The 17,105-nt window shown below is 54.2% G+C and carries 12 protein-coding genes and 7 pseudogenes; 13 read left to right on the plus strand and 6 right to left on the minus strand.

All coding sequences use genetic code 11. The features are described from left to right. The first annotated feature begins 57 nt into the window (after positions 1-57). The 4 genes and pseudogenes from tnpA to EOK75_RS01090 form a co-directional block, all read left to right on the plus strand. Positions 58-426 (plus strand): IS66-like element accessory protein TnpA, encoded by a 369-nt coding sequence (tnpA, locus tag EOK75_RS01075; RefSeq protein ID WP_137192216.1) that lies wholly within the window; start codon positions 58-60, stop codon positions 424-426. Beyond that, positions 423-770 carry an IS66 family insertion sequence element accessory protein TnpB gene (gene tnpB / locus EOK75_RS01080; protein WP_137192217.1) on the plus strand — a complete coding sequence of 116 codons (348 nt, stop codon included), beginning with the start codon at positions 423-425 and terminating at the stop codon, positions 768-770. The genes tnpA and tnpB overlap by 4 nt, the downstream gene beginning before the upstream one ends. 63 nt (positions 771-833) lie before the next feature. Beyond that, positions 834-2,512, plus strand: a pseudogene (tnpC, locus tag EOK75_RS01085) (IS66 family transposase). 22 nt (positions 2,513-2,534) lie between these two features. Further along, a pseudogene (locus EOK75_RS01090) lies at positions 2,535-2,683 on the plus strand (IS110 family transposase); the annotation flags it as partial. A 46-nt stretch (positions 2,684-2,729) separates the two neighbouring features. Here the strand turns inward: EOK75_RS01090 and EOK75_RS01095 are convergent. Genes EOK75_RS01095 through EOK75_RS01105 form a run of 3 tightly spaced genes read right to left on the minus strand, consistent with a single transcriptional unit; the run spans position 2,730 to position 5,647 of the window. Next, positions 2,730-4,892 (minus strand): bifunctional diguanylate cyclase/phosphodiesterase, encoded by a 2,163-nt coding sequence (locus EOK75_RS01095; protein ID WP_137192218.1) that lies wholly within the window; start codon positions 4,890-4,892, stop codon positions 2,730-2,732. Further along, positions 4,889-5,284, minus strand: coding sequence for an SET domain-containing protein-lysine N-methyltransferase (locus tag EOK75_RS01100; protein WP_137192219.1), 396 nt, complete (start codon positions 5,282-5,284; stop codon positions 4,889-4,891). Before EOK75_RS01100 ends, EOK75_RS01095 begins: the two co-directional genes overlap by 4 nt. Positions 5,285-5,320: 36 nt before the next feature. After that, positions 5,321-5,647 (minus strand): transporter, encoded by a 327-nt coding sequence (locus tag EOK75_RS01105; RefSeq protein WP_137192220.1) that lies wholly within the window; start codon positions 5,645-5,647, stop codon positions 5,321-5,323. Between the two features lie 138 nt (positions 5,648-5,785). Here EOK75_RS01105 and EOK75_RS01110 point away from each other — a divergent pair. From EOK75_RS01110 to EOK75_RS01120, 3 genes and pseudogenes are all read left to right on the plus strand, one after another. Next, positions 5,786-6,319, plus strand: a pseudogene (locus tag EOK75_RS01110) (IS5 family transposase); the annotation flags it as partial. 324 nt (positions 6,320-6,643) lie between these two features. Beyond that, positions 6,644-7,516, plus strand: a complete 873-nt coding sequence (locus tag EOK75_RS01115; protein WP_168199106.1) for a sulfotransferase — start codon at positions 6,644-6,646, stop codon at positions 7,514-7,516. Between the two features lie 130 nt (positions 7,517-7,646). After that, positions 7,647-7,771, plus strand: a pseudogene (locus tag EOK75_RS01120) (IS3 family transposase); the annotation flags it as partial. Between the two features lie 315 nt (positions 7,772-8,086). On the opposite strand, the gene EOK75_RS01125 reads toward EOK75_RS01120, so the two are convergent. Beyond that, entirely contained in the window at positions 8,087-8,491 is a 405-nt protein-coding gene (locus EOK75_RS01125; protein WP_137192222.1) for a transposase, read from the minus strand. A gap of 753 nt (positions 8,492-9,244) precedes the next feature. Here EOK75_RS01125 and EOK75_RS01130 point away from each other — a divergent pair. The 6 genes and pseudogenes from EOK75_RS01130 to EOK75_RS01155 form a co-directional block, all read left to right on the plus strand. Continuing rightward, positions 9,245-9,852: pseudogene (locus tag EOK75_RS01130) on the plus strand (transposase); the annotation flags it as partial. A gap of 63 nt (positions 9,853-9,915) precedes the next feature. Next, positions 9,916-11,045, plus strand: a protein-coding gene (locus EOK75_RS01135; protein WP_137192223.1) for an IS3 family transposase whose coding sequence is annotated in 2 segments (ribosomal slippage) — positions 9,916-10,162 and positions 10,162-11,045 — 1,131 coding nt in all. Because the reading frame shifts where the segments join, the coding sequence is not laid out codon by codon here. A gap of 26 nt (positions 11,046-11,071) precedes the next feature. Next, positions 11,072-11,776, plus strand: a complete 705-nt coding sequence (locus EOK75_RS01140; RefSeq protein WP_137192224.1) for an NAD(P)-dependent oxidoreductase — start codon at positions 11,072-11,074, stop codon at positions 11,774-11,776. Positions 11,777-11,821: 45 nt separating this feature from the next. Beyond that, positions 11,822-13,129: a histidinol dehydrogenase gene (hisD, locus tag EOK75_RS01145; RefSeq protein WP_137192225.1), complete on the plus strand. Its 1,308-nt coding sequence runs from the start codon at positions 11,822-11,824 to the stop codon at positions 13,127-13,129. Continuing rightward, positions 13,129-13,893, plus strand: a complete 765-nt coding sequence (locus tag EOK75_RS01150; protein WP_137194236.1) for an SDR family NAD(P)-dependent oxidoreductase — start codon at positions 13,129-13,131, stop codon at positions 13,891-13,893. The genes hisD and EOK75_RS01150 overlap by 1 nt, the downstream gene beginning before the upstream one ends. Before the next feature lie 20 nt (positions 13,894-13,913). Then, positions 13,914-15,023, plus strand: coding sequence for an NAD(P)/FAD-dependent oxidoreductase (locus tag EOK75_RS01155; protein ID WP_137192226.1), 1,110 nt, complete (start codon positions 13,914-13,916; stop codon positions 15,021-15,023). Between the two features lie 173 nt (positions 15,024-15,196). Here EOK75_RS01155 and EOK75_RS01160 read toward each other — a convergent pair. Then, positions 15,197-15,425, minus strand: a pseudogene (locus tag EOK75_RS01160) (IS66 family transposase); the annotation flags it as partial. Positions 15,426-15,954: 529 nt separating this feature from the next. After that, positions 15,955-17,026 (minus strand): annotated as a pseudogene (locus EOK75_RS01165) (IS110 family RNA-guided transposase). Positions 17,027-17,105 lie beyond the last annotated feature (79 nt).

Consider the following 17,105-nt stretch of genomic DNA (forward strand, 5'->3'; position numbering starts at 1 on the left):
GACGTCCTAAGATCTTAAGCTCTGTCGTTACTGACGTCTTATGAGATGGAGCTAGATATGCGTCATGAAGTGATCGTTGGCGTTGAGCGGAGGCGGCGTTGGCGGGCGGAGGAGAAGCTGTCGATCCTCGACGAGGTTGGGTTGAATGGTGCCACGGTCAGCGATGTGGCGCGGCGCCATGACATCACGCGGCAGCATATCTACCAGTGGCGCCAGGAGTTTCGGCGCAAAGGGCTCTGGCCTCGTTCAGCGGAAACGGTTTTTCTTTCGCTACCTCCACCGCCGTGTGAGGGGCCCAGCAGGCCGGCGGATTCCCAACGTCCGGAGGTCGAAATCATGCTGGGGAATGGCCGCAGTCTGCGATGTGTGAGTGACCTATCGCCTGAGCGCCTCCAGCACCTTATTCGCGCGGTTGAAACGGCATGATCGGACCTGGCACCGGCGTTCACGTGTATCTGGCCTGCGGTGTGACGGACATGCGCAAAGGCATCGCCGGACTGTCCGCCATGGCGCAAGATGTGTTGCTGCAAAAACCGGCGGGTGGTGCCGTGTTCGCCTTCAGGGGGCGCCGCGGCGACCGGATCAAGCTGCTCTATTGGGACGGTCAGGGGTTTTGTCTCTATTATAAGGTTTTGGAGCGCGGACGCTTTCCGTGGCCGAAGGCCCAAGACGGCGCGGTGCGAATGACCTCTGCGCAACTCGCGATGCTTTGGGAGGGGATCGATTGGCGGCGTCCCCACTGGGGCGCTCCGCCTGCACGCGTCGGGTGATTTTTGCGCTCTGATTTGCGTTGTTTATATGGTGTTTGAGCCTGGCTTTTGGTAGTCATACGCATGTCAAATCCAGCTGAAAATCTGCCGAATGATCCCGCCGAATTGAGGGCGATGATTGCGGCATTGCAGGCAGAGAATGCGCACACCGCAGCAGAAAACGCCAAGATGTCGGCCACGCTGCGGGTCCATGACCAGCTGGTTCAAGCGTTGCGTTTGCGGATCGCCAAGCTGCAAAAGCTGGCTTTTGGTAAATCCTCGGAGAAGGTCGAGCGAGAGATCGAGCAGCTGGAACTGGCGCTCGAAGATCTGCTGGTCGCGGTGGCCGAGGACGATGATGCGCCCATCAACGAGGGGCAGAATGAGTCCGCAGCAAAGGCGGCTGATGCCCCCACACTGCGCCGCCGTCCGCGTGTCTTGGAAGCGACCCCGCGCGAGCGCCGCGAGCTTGATCCCGGCACCTGCTGCCCCGACTGTGGTGGCGATCTGCGTGTGGTCGGTGAGGATGTCAGCGAACTCCTCGACATGGTCGCGGCCCAGATGAAGGTGATCTGTTACCCGACAGGGCATTGCGCAGCAATGGCCCGAGAGGGCAGATCGCCCGCATCAAGAAATCCTGCCGCCGTTGTGAGAGAATGGTGCAGGAGCCGGCGCCCAGCCGTCCGATCCCAGGCAGCATGGCCGGCCCGAACCTGCTGGCGCATATCCTGGTCTCGAAATTCGACGATCATCTTCCCCTTTACCGACAGCACGAAATCTTCGCCCGCATGGGCGCGGACATTCCCGAAAGCACGCTTGTTGGCTGGTGTGGGCGGGCGATGAAGACCCTTGCGCCATTGGTCGAGCGGATCGAGGCGGACATCATGACCAGCGACCTGCTGCATGCTGACGACACCCCAATCCGGGTGCTGAACCGCTCAAAGAGAGATAAAGGGCTTGGCAAAGGCGTGAAACAGGGCCGGATCTGGGCCTATGTGCGCGATCAACGACCTTGGGCGGGGGCGTCGCCACCCGGTGCTGTTTACAGGTTTGCACCCGACTGGAAGCAGGAGCATGTGCAAAAGCATCTGACTGAGATGTGCGGAATTCTGCAGGCCGATGGCTATAAGGGGTATGCCAAGCTCTACGAGCCTCAACCCGATGGCACGCCGCGTTTGCGCGAGGCCGCATGTTGGGCGCATTTGCGGCGGGACTTCCATGACTTTTGGACATCAACCAAGTCCGAGATCGCCTGCGAGGCGCTTGACCGGATCGGCGCGATCTATGACATTGAGCGCGACATTAACGGTCAGACCGCAGAGACCCGACAGGCCGTGCGCGAAAAGCAGAGCCGGCCCAAGGTCGAAGCCTTCTTCGCTTGGTCGGAACAACAGCTCCTGCGCATCCCGGGTAAAAGCAATCTGGCCAAAGCCTTCCGCTATGGCCTCAATCGACGAGAGGCCCTCAGCCTGTTCCTGACCGATGGTCGCGTCGCAATCGATAACAATCCCGCCGAGCGCGCCCTGCGCCCGATCGGGATAGGCCGCAAGAACTGGCTATTTGCAGGCGCTGACACCGGTGCCGAAACCTTGGCCCGCGCTATGACCATCATCGAGACCGCCAAGCTGAACGGCCTCGATCCGCAGGCCTATCTTGCCGACATTCTCGGCCGTATCCATGATCACAAGATCAACAGGCTCGATGAGCTGTTGCCGTGGCAATGGGTGCCGCTGGCCGACGAGGCCGGCAGTCAAGCCGCATAAGCCGCGGTATCAATCGCTCGGTTACGCACTCGCCCACCTTGAGGCGGAGATCGGGAAGCTGGATGCCGAGATCGCCCGCCGGGCCAAAGAGAATGACATGGCCGGACGGCTGATGACGATCCCAGGCATTGGTCGTTGATAGCCACGGCCATAGCGGTGCTGAGGGAGCCTCGGGGGGAGGTCACCCGTAATGAAACTGAAAGCAGCCGCATGCAATCTACGGCTGGGTCTCATTGAGAATAGAGGGATTACCGGGGCTCGGAAAAATCGGCTCTGGCCGACCTAAGAAATATCCCTGTAGATAGTCAACACCGATGCTACATAAGATATCAACGTCCTCTTCCGTCTCAATTCCCTCAGCAATGATCTCTAGCCCCATCGCGTGGGCGAGCCCGACCATGGATTGAAGCATTCTTGCACCGTGTTTATCTTTATGGGTGGATGGCGAAAATGATCGATCGATCTTAAGAACGTCAAACTGCATTCGCGTCAGGTAACCTATTGAGGAATAACCCGTCCCAAAATCGTCTAGCGCGAGACTGAAGCCGTGGTCACGCAGCATCGAAAGTTCGGTTGCGATGGTGATGTCGTCAAGGATCACAACTTGTTCCGTTACTTCCACCTCAACTTGGGACGGGGAAATGCCGCGCGCGGCAACACGTTCAGCGAATTCCTTCGCAAAGCCGGGCATCATTAACTGCGCTGGAGAGATATTGATACTAACACGAGCACAGCTGAGCCTCTTCACATCTTGGCACACCAGATCAAGTAACATCCAGCCAAGTGGAATGATCAGCCCACTTGTCTCGGCTACGTGGATGAATTTATCCGGGCTAACCCGTCCTAAACTTGGATTTTTCCATCGAGCGAGCGCTTCAAATTTAACTGTTTTTGATGGTTTTCGAGATGATACGATGGGCTGATAATGCATTTCAAACTCACCGCCTTCGGCAACGGCTCGCCTTAATTCGCCTTCAATAGCCTTGTAATCATTGTCTTGGAGCCTCATTTCGCTATCATACCAAATGACTTCTTGTGATCTGCGTGCTTTGGCTGAATACATGGCACGGTCTGCTCGGCGAAGAAGCTCCTCTTGGATCATAAGCCCAGTTCTACCTATAGCCACCCCTTTGGAAGCCAACACATCGAACATCATGCCATTGCATCTGATAGACTGTTTAGATAGCTCAGCTATCCGGAGACATTTCTCATCAATTATAGATTCTAAATTGCGAGTGGCGCTTATGGCGATAAAGAATTCATCGCCACCATAGCGGGACACAAAGGTCGTGTCGTCCGCTAGGACTTTTAATCGCCTAGAAAATTCAATTAAAAATGCATCTCCACCAGAGTGCCCAACCGTATCGTTGATTTGCTTAAATCGAACGAGGTCTATAGCCAGAACGGCGCATTCTTTATTGCTGTGCTTGAAGATACAATTGAGATGTTCGCGCAAAGCAAATAGGTTAGGTAAATTTGTGAGTGCATCAGTGCGGGCGTTTTTGAAAGAGATGGACTCTTGCTCAATGAGAACTTTTGCCTTGGAACGCAATAACCAAGCTGCGAAATACGAAAGGGAAATGAACGCAATGCTAATCACGCTCATAATGGGAACCATCTTCCAGAACAGGCGTGAACCTGGGGTTGGTGGTATCCATTGCAGCCAAGCCACAGGTGCTCCTGCAACACCTAATACGGAAATATAGACGGCATCTTTAGACGGAGGGACAAACATAACCTCTAGATCCGAGATAAAAAACTGACGTTCTATTTCAGAAAGACGACGCTCAGACAGGACTTTGCCGATAACTCCAATTCCGATATCTTTAGAGTTAGGTTCAATTCGTGCAAGTAAATCGTCATCTTCCGGCAACAAATGGCAAGCGCTGAACATTACTAGCTTTCCGTTCCGCAATCCAAAATAATCAATTGTCTGCCGTTCGGTACTGTCGATAGTGAGAATTCGGCGGCTTAGCGCATCTTGCGTCGCGGGCGTAAGGAAGCCTTTTTGCGGTTCAAGGCCAAGATTCACGCTCCAGGACAATGCTTCGATAAAGGGTCCGTCAAACAGCTCAGCATATTGGAATACATCGCCACGCTCCGCCGTGATGCCATAGTTTGACGCTAGCTTGTCAATATCCAATTGCTTGGCGGCGAGGTAAAGATCAGTCCAGTTATGATAGTCGCTGGCGATCAGGGAAACTTCTTCTTGAAAAGCTTCTATTCTGCCAGCCATGTGCCTTTGAGATTCCCCGGCGGCCTCAATATCCATTTGCCTTTTCATGGAGACGAGAGAGGCCCAGACAATTAAAAGTACAGCAAGCACGACTACCAAAGCTGCGACAGTGATCTGGCTTGGCAGCGAGCTTTTCGTATTCATGCAGCGAGCTGCGCGAGTTGAGATCGTTCTTTGAGGAAGCCAAGGACGCAAACGTCAGAGTAGTCACATGTCAGTTCGGAACCGGCGGGCAGGTCGTGTGCCGCTCTCATCTCATCACCGCAGTCTACTAGGCTTGGAGTGTCGCTATGATTCATAAACATGTCGCCGTCATTTCCCAGACGGAAGACGCCGAGATGTTCGATATATTCCGCGTGATGCAGAAGGGTCTGCACTTCTTCCTCTGGAAACTGTGCGACCAGTGCCGCGGAGATCTCAACATCAAACATAGGATCGAACCTCCAAACTACGCTCTGCGCTTTGATCACTTCGCGCGTGAACACGCCCATGCCGTGAATTGGGCTGCGGCCGACATAATGGGTTACAAGAAGCATATTTGCACCTTAATGGTTAATATTTGGTTGACGTCTTCAAGCTTCTGATTTCATCAGAAAGACGGATAACATCGCAGCACTGAGACCGATGACCTGGCGGGACGAAAGGCTTTCGTCAAAAAAAAGATAGCCGACTAGGGTGAGTGTAAGAATCGTGGCCGCACTATAGAGAACACCTATTTGGGCAAGGTTATGGCTCTGCATTAGAAAGAGCCAACCAGCGGCTGTGATCGCATATAGCCCGGCCCCTCCAGCAAACCAAGAAGACGACAAGGGTGAGGGCTTCAGGGAGGCATACTTTAAGGCGTAATCGCCATAGGCGGTACACAGAACAATTCCGGCGAGAATCAGGTAAGGCGGCATTCGAAACACTCCAACTATTATTCATGTGTCATAGTAAACTTTGAAGGTATCCAGATAGTTAAGAAGCATTTATGAGGCTCCAGACCCATTGATTTCAGTCCATTGTCGTGATTTAGGCTCCACAAGGAGACCTGATCTATGAGCAATATTTTCTGGCTGACCGAAGCGCAAATTGAGCGCCTGAAACCGTTTTTTCCCAAAAGCCATGGCAAGCCCCGGGTTGATGATCGAAGGGTTTGTGTGGCATAATCTTTATCAATCGCAATGGGTTGCGGTGGTGCGATGCGCCTGAGGAGTATACTCTGGCCAAAACACTCTACAACCGCTGGAAACGCTGCAGTGAAAAGGGCGTCTTCGCCCGGATTATGGCGGGCCTGGCCGCTGAAGGTACCGAACACAAGACCATCATGATCGACGCGACTTATTGGAAAGCGCACCGCACGGCCTCGAGCCTGAGGGCAAAAAAGGGGGGCGTGCTCGCCAAATCGGGCGCACGAAGGGCGGCATGAATGCGAAGTTACATGCCGTCACTGATGCGAAGAGCGCCCGATCCGGTTCTTCATGTCGGCTGGACAGGTGAGCGATTACTCCGGTGCAGCGGCGCTGCTGAGTGGCCTGCCGAAGGCGGATTGGCTCTTGGGGGATCGTGGATACGATGCCAGCTGGCTGCGATAAGCTTTGAAAGACAAAGAGATAAAACCTATGACAGAAAAACGGAACCAATGAGATCAGCAGCCTAAATGAAACCTTGGTCCACCTTAAGTTGGCTGCAAACTGGTCGAATTACTGGGACCAACTTTAACAAAGCCTCGTCAGGCTCCAGAGATCCAAATCAGCGCCGCACTCTTAAACGGCCTCACAGCCCTTGGCATTCTGCGTACCGTGACCGTATGCTGAACCCGTCTGACATAAGGTGTAGTCCGCCCTCAAACCGGCTTGTACAGAAAAGCCGTACCACGGATAATCGTACCATATAAACTTATGAAGGTTTTGGAAGTGCATGAAGAAAAAACAATTTTAGTCTGCTTAGGCGCAACAAAATCAGGAACTACATGGCTATACCACCAGCTTAGAAAGCACCCTTCTTGTAAATTACGAGGTATAAAAGAAATACACTATTTCGATATTGCTGAAGGGGCAAAAAGCAAGAAATTAATTACAAAAAACATAAACGCACTCAAAACAGTTAAAGCTAAAATTATAAACGGAAACCAATCTATTCATCTGATAGAACGTCAGAAAGAACTGCGTGGCTGGCTTAACCTTGTTATTAATAAAAAAGACGAAACATGTAGTTATGTGGACTATTTACTTGACGGCATGACGCCTTGCCAAAAATTGGCCGCTGACATCACGCCCTCTTACGCATTGCTGCCGATTGAGCGCCTTCGCGAGATGGTTGAGATGTCGCACGATGTTAGGTTTTTGTATTTGATGCGTGATCCAGTATCTCGTTTGTGGAGCAATATTCGAATGGCTGCCCAAAACGGAGCTGATAAAAAAGAAGATCAGGCGCGACTTGCATCGGTTCTTTTACAAAAAGTTATCTCGGGCGAGGCGACGCCATCGTCAAAGCGAAGTGATTATATCGGGGCCATAAAAAAGTTGCTTGGTGCTATTCCCCCTGAGAGATTATGCATTATGTTTTACGAAGAATTAATGACACCCGCTGGTTTTAGCTCTCTATGTAATTTTTGTGACATTCCTGTCCTTTTGCCTGATTTCTCAGAAAGAGTCCACGTTGGCATAGATTTAGAACAAACAAGCGAGCAAAATAATTTAATGAGGATCCATCTGCAAGAACAGTATGAATTTGTGGAGAATATGTTTGAGAGATTACCAGCGGCGTGGCAAGCTAACGTGATGTAGCGATGGTGTTGTTTTAGAACTTCAGGGCTTTTTTACACAAATAGGGTGATGGGATTCACTGTATGAATCCAGCGTGATAGCTGATGGGCCTGTCGCGGTTCCCTTCGGGCTTTTTGAGAGCAATATCCGGGACCAGTATCGGTCCAGTCTGGGCGGTTACGGCAGGCCCCGGATGACCGAGGAAATGAACGAGTTGGGTGCCGCCGGGTAGGCCGTTTTATGCGGCAGAACGCCATTTCGGTGGTCAGAACCCGTACCGGGCATATTCACCCAACCCTCCTCCTGTGGCGTTTCTGGTTGGTTTCGAGGCCCGATTGGGCCCTTGCCCGGGGCTCTGGGCTGTGCGTGGCCTTGTGATGATTGGTGTGGTGGTCGCGCCCTTTGGCCTGTTTTTTAGCGATTTTCTGAGGCGTACGATTTGCATGATCTCATATGCGAGACAGGCAATCAGCAGCCGGACCTCGCTGCAGGCAAAGGCGTCGACAGCGGGTGCCGCCGACTTCGGCTTTCGCCCCCGCCAATGTGACTTCGTCCGGTTGGTCGACGAGAGCGCCGGGGCCAGCACGTCCTTCAACGCGCCCATGTGGCCTTCGGCCTTGCCGGGTTCGCGGTAGTGCGCTCGTGGCGTGTCTGTTGGGTCCAGTCGCGCGAGGTGACCAGGAAGAAGCGGTCGAGCATTAGATAGTCCGCGCGCTGCCAGCAACGCCGTGAACCGCGACAGCGTCGGCTGCGACGCCAGCCCGCCGCGAAACTGGCCGCCAGCCGGAACGCCGGGTCGTGGCGCAAAGTATCCGCGTCATCATGGTCGCGCCATCCTTGCGCGGCAAGCAACATGCAGGTCCGGATCAACGATGCCAGGTCATGCGTCACATCCTCCTGGCGGCGGGGGTCTCTCATCCGGGAGGTCATCCAGTCCACGATCCTGCTGCGCTTGAGGATCTCTCGCAGCACTACCGCACCGGGATCCCCCGTCAGCCGGTCGGTCCAGTTTGGATGTTAGTGCATCGTCGGCATTTGGTGAAGGTAATCAGCTACCTGACGTCTCTTTGGGCAATCATTCGCAGCGTTTCAGCCACCAGTATATCATAGCATTCATTCTCAAGGTCACGTTTGGTATCGGAGCGCAACCGGTCGGTTGGTTCCCACGGAGCATGATCAGTCGCAACGCTTGAGTGTAAACTATTTGTATTCATATTCTCAGCCAATTTTCTCTGATGGTGCATGTCGTTTTTTGAAACTATGCCTAGCTGGCTCGCCTTTGGTAAACAAAGGGTTACAATGCCCGTATAATATTTAGGTTGTTGTTTTATTGACTCTTTCTGTGGTTTCGTCAGAGGTCTCATCGGTGCCGATAGGTGGAAAATGATGTTCAGTGCGCTGCATGTTGTGCCAACACCTTCCATAAAAACTAATCTTGTGGCGCCCCTACAACCCCTGCTTGTGAAATTCCTTTACGGGGCAGTGGTTGTTTTGTTTAAACTTTGAAGTGCAGCCCTCGGCTGTAACTCGCTCATAGCGCGCATTTTAGCTGGACGATTTCGCCACGCCTGACCATATCCAGCAATTAACTAATATTTGTGAGTTCTAAAGTCAGGATGTTCAATGGTGGATGATCTACACAGCGCCCAATCCTTAAACGAATTGGTGGCGTTCGTTCGGTAATCCCCCCCGAAAGTAAGGGGCTGCGGAAGTAGAATTTTCTCGGCAAGATGAACGAGGAGATTTTGAATGAAAATGACCAGATATAGCGAACCCCAGATCCTTGCGATCCTGCGCCAAGCCGAAGGTGGTGTGCCGGTGGCCGAGCTTTGCCGTGAACATGGCATGAGCAATGCGTCGTTTTACAAATGGCGTGCGAAGTATGGTGGCATGGATGCATCCATGGTCAGCCAGATGAAAGCCATGGAGGAAGAGAACCGCAGGCTGAAGCGGATGTATGCAGATCTGAGCATGCAGGCGGACTTATTGAAGGAAGCCCTCGGAAAAAAGTAACGGGGCCATCTCAGCGCCGCGAGATGGCCGAAACGGCGGTAGAGCGACGGGGCGTCAGCATCGCGCTGGCGTGCCGGGCCTTCGAGGTCAGCGAGACCTGCTATCGTTACAGCCCGAAGCTGAAAGACGAGAACGAGGTGATCGCCGATCTGCTGACAGGGCTGACGGATGCGCGCAAGACTTGGGGATTTGGCCTGTGTTTCCTGCATTTGCGCAACGTGAAGGGGCATCCGTGGAACCACAAGCGGGTCTACCGGATCTACTGTGAGCTGGAACTGAACCTGCGCATCAAGCCGCGCAAGCGGCTGAAACGGGAGAAGCCTGACGTTCTGGCGGTCCCGAACTGGTCTTGCCACGGTTTAGTTCCGGTCTCTTTCGAGCAATGCTTGCTATGAAGGAGATTAAGAATGGCAACGAGATACACAGACGAGTTTCGGCGTGATGCAGTGCGCATTGCGGTTACAAGCGGCCTAACACGACCCCAAGTTGCATCAGATTTGGGCGTGGGTCTTTCGACTTTGAACAAGTGGGTTCAGAAGCATCAGCATGACGATCTGATGTCGGGTCCTCACGAGGACGTCGAAAAGGAGAATGCACGCCTTCGCAAGGAAGTCCGGCTGCTGCGCGAGGAGAGGGAAGTGTTAAAAAAGGCGGCAATCTTCTTTGCGGGCCAAAGCCGATGAGGTTTGCTTTCGTCGATGCCTGGAAAGAAGTTTGGCCTGTGAAATTTCTCTGCCGTATCATGCAGGTCACATCGCGGGGGTTTCGTGCATGGCGAAGCCGCCCAATGAGCCGCAGGCAGCGCGATGATATGGTGATCCTGGCCCATATCCGTGAACAACACCGTCTCAGCCTGCAAACCTATGGCCGCCCCCGTATGACCGAAGAGCTGCAGGAGTTGGGACTGCAGGTCGGGCACCGACGCGTAGGTCGTTTGATGCGTGAGAACGATATCAAGATCATCAGATCCCAGAAATACAAGGCTACGACTGACAGCAACCACACGTTCAACATTGCGCCCAATCTACTGGATCAGAATTTCTCTGCGGATGGTCCAAACCAAAAATGGGCGGGTGACATATCCTATATTTGGACGAGTGAAGGCTGGCTCTATCTGGCCGTCATCCTTGATCTGTATTCTCGGCGCGTCATTGGTTGGGCTGTCAGCAACCGGATGAAACGCGACTTGGCGATCCGAGCGCTGGATATGGCAGTGGCCCTACGGCAACCACCGAAGGGCTGTATTCATCATACGGATCGCGGATCGCAATACTGTTCACATGACTATCAGAAGCGTCTTTCGGAGCATGGCTTCAAAGTATCGATGAGCGGAAAAGGAAATTGCTACGATAATTCCATGGTGGAAACGTTCTTCAAATCCATCAAGGCAGAGCTGATCTGGCGGAACCGCTGGGAAACCAGACGCCAAGCCGAGGGGGCGATATTCCAATATATCAATGGGTTCTATAATCCACGGCGGCGGCATTCGTCGTTAGGTGGCAAAAGCCCCTTGGCCTTCGAACGAAAGGCTGCCTAAATGAGTTGAGAGGCCGGAACGTAAGCGTGACAAGACCAGTCGCGGTCTCTGCAGATGCAAACTATGTTTCGGTTGCCGAACACGCCTTTGCATTGATGTTGGCAGGCTGCCGCAATTTGATTGTCGCTGACCAAGCAGTTCGTGCGGGGAATTGGGCGCTACGCGAAACTCTGGGTGGCCGCGATATTCAGGGCAGCCAAGTTTTGGTGGTTGGTTTTGGCCGGATCGGGCAGGCGTTTGCCGCCCGAGTGGCCGCTTTTGGTGGCGAAGTTACGGTCTTTGACCCCTATTTGTCGACCACTCTGGCACTTCCGGCCGGACTGAAATTAGCTAAATGCCTGGAAACGGCGGTTGGTGAAGCTGATATTGTCAGCCTGCATCTGCCACACAGCCCGCAAACCGCGAATATGGTTGATGCGACTTTGCTGGCACGGTTCCGCACAGGTGCTATTTTGGTCAACACTGGGCGTGGTGGGATTGTTGACGAGCAAGCATTGCCTGCAGCGCTCGATTCTGGACGTCTTGCGCTTTATGCAACCGATGTTCTGGCCTCTGAGCCACCCGTTGCGGATGATCTTCTTGTGCAGCGCAGTGATGTTATCATCACGCCGCATTCAGCTGCGATGACCGAACAAGGAGCGATAAGAATGGCCACAGGATCGGCGCAGAACGCTCTTGATTTTCTCGATGGGACACTCTCCGATCGCATGGTGGCCTTCGCCCCATCTTGACCTTCATTCACTTAATATAAGCCTCGAAATTCAAAGGAGATCGCAATGGCCATCTATCTCAAAAAAGGTAAACCCGAAGCCGACCGCGCCAATGACGATGCAAAAACCCGCGAGGTCGTGGAAACGATACTTGCTGATATCCAAAATCGCGGCGACGACGCCGTGCGCGAGCTTAGCGAAAAGTTCGACAAGTACTCGCCCATTTGCTTTAAGTTGTCGGATGTAGAAATCGAAGAGCTGATGAGCAAAGTGTCCGAACGTGAATTGGCGGATATCAAATTCGCTCAGGAGCAGGTCCGCAATTTTGCCCAAGCACAGCGCGACTCCATGCTCGATATTGAGGTCGAAACCATGCCAGGGGTGATCCTCGGTCACAAGAATATCCCTGTTCAATCAGTCGGTTGTTACATTCCGGGCGGAAAATTTCCGATGGTTGCTTCGGCGCATATGTCGGTGCTTACAGCCAGCGTGGCGGGTGTGCCACGCATCATTGCTGCGACGCCACCGTTCAAGGGGAAGCCAAATCCTGCTGTTATTGCCGCGATGAAGTTGGGCGGCGCGCATGAGATTTATGTGATGGGTGGCATTCAGGCGATTGGTGCGATGGCAATTGGCACGCAATCCATTGCCCCTGTTGACATGATCGTCGGCCCCGGCAACGCGTTTGTGGCCGAAGCAAAGCGTCAACTGTATGGCCGAGTGGGGATTGACCTCTTTGCAGGACCGACTGAAACGATGGTTGTCGCAGACGAAACTGTTGATGCGGAGCTGTGTGCGACAGATCTACTGGGACAGGCCGAACATGGCTACAATAGCCCTTCAATTCTGGTGACTACATCGCAAGAGTTGGCTGAAAATACGCTATTAGAAATCGACCGTATTTTGGACATTCTGCCAACAGCAGATACGGCACGCGTGAGCTGGGAAGACTATGGCGAGGTGATTGTCTGTGACAGCTACGACGAGGTGCTTTCGATCGCCAATGATATCGCGTCTGAGCATGTGCAGATCATGACTGATCGCGATGACTGGTTCTTGGAGCACATGCATAGCTATGGGGCGTTGTTCCTTGGGCCGCGCACCAATGTGGCCAATGGCGACAAGGTGATCGGGACCAATCATACATTGCCAACCAAAAAGGCTGGTCGTTACACTGGGGGGCTTTGGGTCGGTAAGTTTTTGAAAACACACAGTTATCAAAGGATTGAGACAGACGAGGCAGCCGCGCTGATCGGCGAATACGGCTCGCGTCTTTGTATGCTTGAGGGTTTTGTCGGTCATGCGGAGCAATGCAATCTGCGGGTGCGTCGCTATGGGGGCAAGAACGTGGCCTATGGAACTGCAGCGGCATGATGGATCTGCCAAAAACCCCGTCGTTCCGGTTAGATGGACGACGCGCCCTTGTAACTGGGGCTTCATCCGGGATCGGTTTGGGCAGTGCTGTTGCATTGGCCGAAGCGGGTGCGCATGTCGTCTTGGCCGCGCGTAGGCGTGGGCCATTAGAAGAAGCTGCCAACGCGCTTGGTGCTGCCGGGTATTCTGCTGAGGTATTGGTCCTGGATGTGGGCGATCTGGATGCCGTTGCTGCGGCGATTGACGCAGCTGATTCCTTCGACATCGTGGTGAACTCTGCTGGTTTGGCACGCCACGCGCCCGCGGATGACACCACCCCCGACGACTATGATACGGCTATGGCCATCAATTTGCGGGCGGCCTACTTTCTATCTACGTACAGTTCAAAAGCTATGCGTGTAGCCGGCAAGAAGGGATCGATTATCCATATTTCCAGCCAGATGGGCCATGTGGGTGGTATTGATCGGTCCGTCTATTGCGCAGCCAAACATGGGCTGGAAGGGATGACCAAATCAATGGCAATCGAATGGGGTAAGCAGGGCATTCGGATCAATACGCTTTGTCCTACATTCATACGCACTCCGCTGACCCAGTCGACCTTTGACAACGTCGAGCGCCGGACGTGGATTGAAGGAAAGATCAAACTCGACCGCATTGGTGAGGTCGAGGATATCATGGGCGCAGTCGTTTTCCTGGCATCGGATGCGAGCGCCTTGGTCACCGGGGCGGCGTTGATGGTTGATGGCGGCTGGACTGCGGGTTGAAATTGAGAAGAGCATAACCAATGGAACGATTCGAAGTTGATACGGTCGTCGTCGGCGCCGGTGTCGTGGGCATAGCAGTCGCACGGGCACTGGCCTTGGCCGGGCGAGAGGTTTTGATCCTTGAAAAAAACGCGCACTTCGGGGAAGAAACCAGCGCCCGCAATTCCGAAGTGATCCACGCGGGCATTTACTATGCCCAAGGGTCACTTAAAGCTCGCCATTGCTTACGTGGGCTGAAAATGCTGTACAGTTATTGCGCCGCCCACGGCGTGCCGCATCGCAAATGTGGGAAACTGATTGTGGCGACGACAGATGCCGAGTGTGCAGCATTGCCAGCAATCATTTGCAAAGCCGAAGCCAACGGTGTGACCGACCTTCAGATGCTGGATGCTGAGGAGGTGCGCCAATTGGAACCCGACCTTGCCGTAAAGTCGGCGCTGTTGTCACCGTCGACAGGTATCATCGATATCCACAGCTACATGCTTACCCTTCTGGGCGAGGCAGAAGCCCATGGCGCGCAACTTGTTACGCGTGCCCCAGTTCTTGGCGGGCGGGTCACAGATTTGGGCGCGGTGGACTTGGATATCGGTGGGGATGAACCCATGCAGTTAACAGCCCGGTCGCTGGTCAACTGTGCGGGCCTTTGGGCGGCAGATCTTGCCGGGCGGATTGAGGGTATGCCCAAACCACCCGAGATGCGTTTTGTAAAAGGCAACTATTTTTCCTATTCACGCAAGGTTCCGTTCAAACGGTTGATTTATCCTGCTCCCCGGGACGGGGGGCTGGGGGTTCACCTTACGCTTGATATGAACGGGCGTGCAAAGTTTGGTCCGGATACAGAATGGCTTAGCAATCGTCAGCCCGACGGAATTTGCTATACTGTAGACGCGCAACTTCGCGACAGCTTCTCGGCTGCCGTGCAGACCTATTGGCCGACACTCGATGTAGGCAGTCTGCAGCCGGATTATTCTGGTGTTCGGCCAAAGATCGCCGGAGCAGATTATCCTGACTTTTGCATAGAGGGACCAGCTAGTATATCGGGACCTCACGCTATGCTCTATGGTATTGAATCTCCTGGCTTAACTGCATCGCTATCTATTGCGGCTGATCTGAGTGAGCTTTTACAATAGACTAAATGGGTAGGTAATCTCGGCTCTGCTTCACAATTTCAATAAGGATTCGTATTGTGAATCCAGTATGATAGCTTGCCTCTCTCGGGATCATGCTGCGCATAAGCGCATAGCTGATGACATGGCGCGGCTGAAAGCGCAGCGTACGGAGCAGCCGTGATCGATGCAGGCCTTGCTTTGCCAACCCATCCCGCGAGGGTGGAGCGATCCAGATCGATCCCTTGGCGGCTGTAAATCGGTGCATGGCGATACAGTGGCAGGTGATCTGCGTTCTTTCTGGGCTTTCGCGGCCCCACTGGGGCCATGGTCCCCTTCGAACTTGCTGACAAGAACATGCGCCACGGTTGCTTCTGTCGGCATGCCGCCTGGGATCAGGCGCGCTGGTGCAGGCGCTTGCACCACGCGGCCCCACAACCATATCAATGTTACTGAGAAGCTCCGTTGAGCGCTCCATGGAGAAACTCCCTGATAATCCATCCAATAAGGCTGAATCTCAGATCAGACGATCACAAGGAAGGTGGGGTGGGCGCTTCGCTAACAGATCTTCACAGGCCTTTGCCGCACAGTAAATCCTCGGGCCGATCTACGCCACTTAGGCTCCAGCCTTCGGTAACGGGGACGTCTCCGTCAAGTGCTTTTTGACATATGCATCCGACCGCATAGTTGCAGATTTGATGACAGTTGCTTTCTGAGCCGTTCTGCTTTCGCCGCGGCCTTCGTCGGAGATCATCCCGGGTGCATGCTTCGACCCGTGGGCAGCGCGATGGCTGCCAACATCGTGCTGGTTCAAATGCAATTCCGATGTGCCCATCTCATAGGTGTGCTCAATGTTGGTCGGCAACAGTCCGGAGCACGGCATTATCGGAACCACGCCTCTGGGGGAACCTCGAAGGCCTGCGGTCAGGCAGGCATCGGTTGGGAATACAATCCGTCAGGTGGCATGGGGCACGGCAGTGTGTGGTCGGAAATCGGTGTCATCAACCCACATCCGGTGCAGGATCACCCCGATACGCCGGGCTAGCGCGACCATGGCGCGCTTACCACCTCTGCGGCGGGAGACTTGCGCTGCCCATGTTCTCAGCCAGGTCGAACGCCCGCGGTGCAACATCACGGTCGCAGCCTGACATAGCGCGCGGCGCAGGTTGACATCACCTGCCTTGGTGATGCCGCCTGAGACATCGCGTTCGCCCGACTGGTTGCGTGATGGCGTCATGCCGACCCACGGGCCAACATTCTTGGGAGATGTGAACCGGGTGGGGTCATCGACGGCTGATCTGTAGGTTAGCGCGACAACAGCTCCCACTCCCGCTGCCCGGCAGGGCATTGCAAAGCAATGGCCCGAGAGGGGGCATCGACATAAGTCGACGACATACAGGGGCATCCTGAGCCATCTGGCGGACAAGGCGTTCCAATACCGCCAGCTCTTGTCGAAGGGACGCACGCGCCCGAAGCATAGGGCCTGTCGCGGCCTCCAGCATCGAATTGCCGTCCGCCAGTTCGCGGATCCGGTGGTCATACCTGCCCCGAGAGATGGCACCAACTTTCAACCCAAAGTTCCGCAACAGCCCACGCATAGACATTTCCAGGGCGATCATACCTTGCTGGATGGCCTTTCGGGCACCGAGCACGGCACGAACTTCTTGCGCCGAGACGGATTTGCAGTGAACGGGCCGGAACCAGCCAAGGTGAAGCAGGCGCGCAATGCCCTCGGCATCCCGCCGGTCCGTCTTGATTGGCATCGTCTTCAGGGCGCTTTTTACCTGGCGGGTTTCCATTAGGATGACATCCAGACCTGCTAACGTCAGCCCACGGTGCAACCATTGCGACAATGGGCCAGCCTCGAGCCCAATGGCGGCAATAGTGCCGTCCTGTTCGCGGGCCCAACGCACCAATTCTTCAGGTTCACTGGCGACCTGCGCTTCTTTCACGATCTTGCCATGCTCGCTGATCACGCAAATTGCGGTCTTTGCCAGCGATACATCCAACCCAACAAACAGTCTCATCCTGTGCCCTCTATGTGGATCCAATACGGGATGGTCGACAAATTGCCCCTGATCTTGCAAGCGGTAACAGGCAGTGTGC

The sequence above is a fragment of the Pseudorhodobacter turbinis genome (assembly GCF_005234135.1).
Taxonomy (GTDB): Bacteria; Pseudomonadota; Alphaproteobacteria; order Rhodobacterales; family Rhodobacteraceae; genus Pseudorhodobacter; species Pseudorhodobacter turbinis.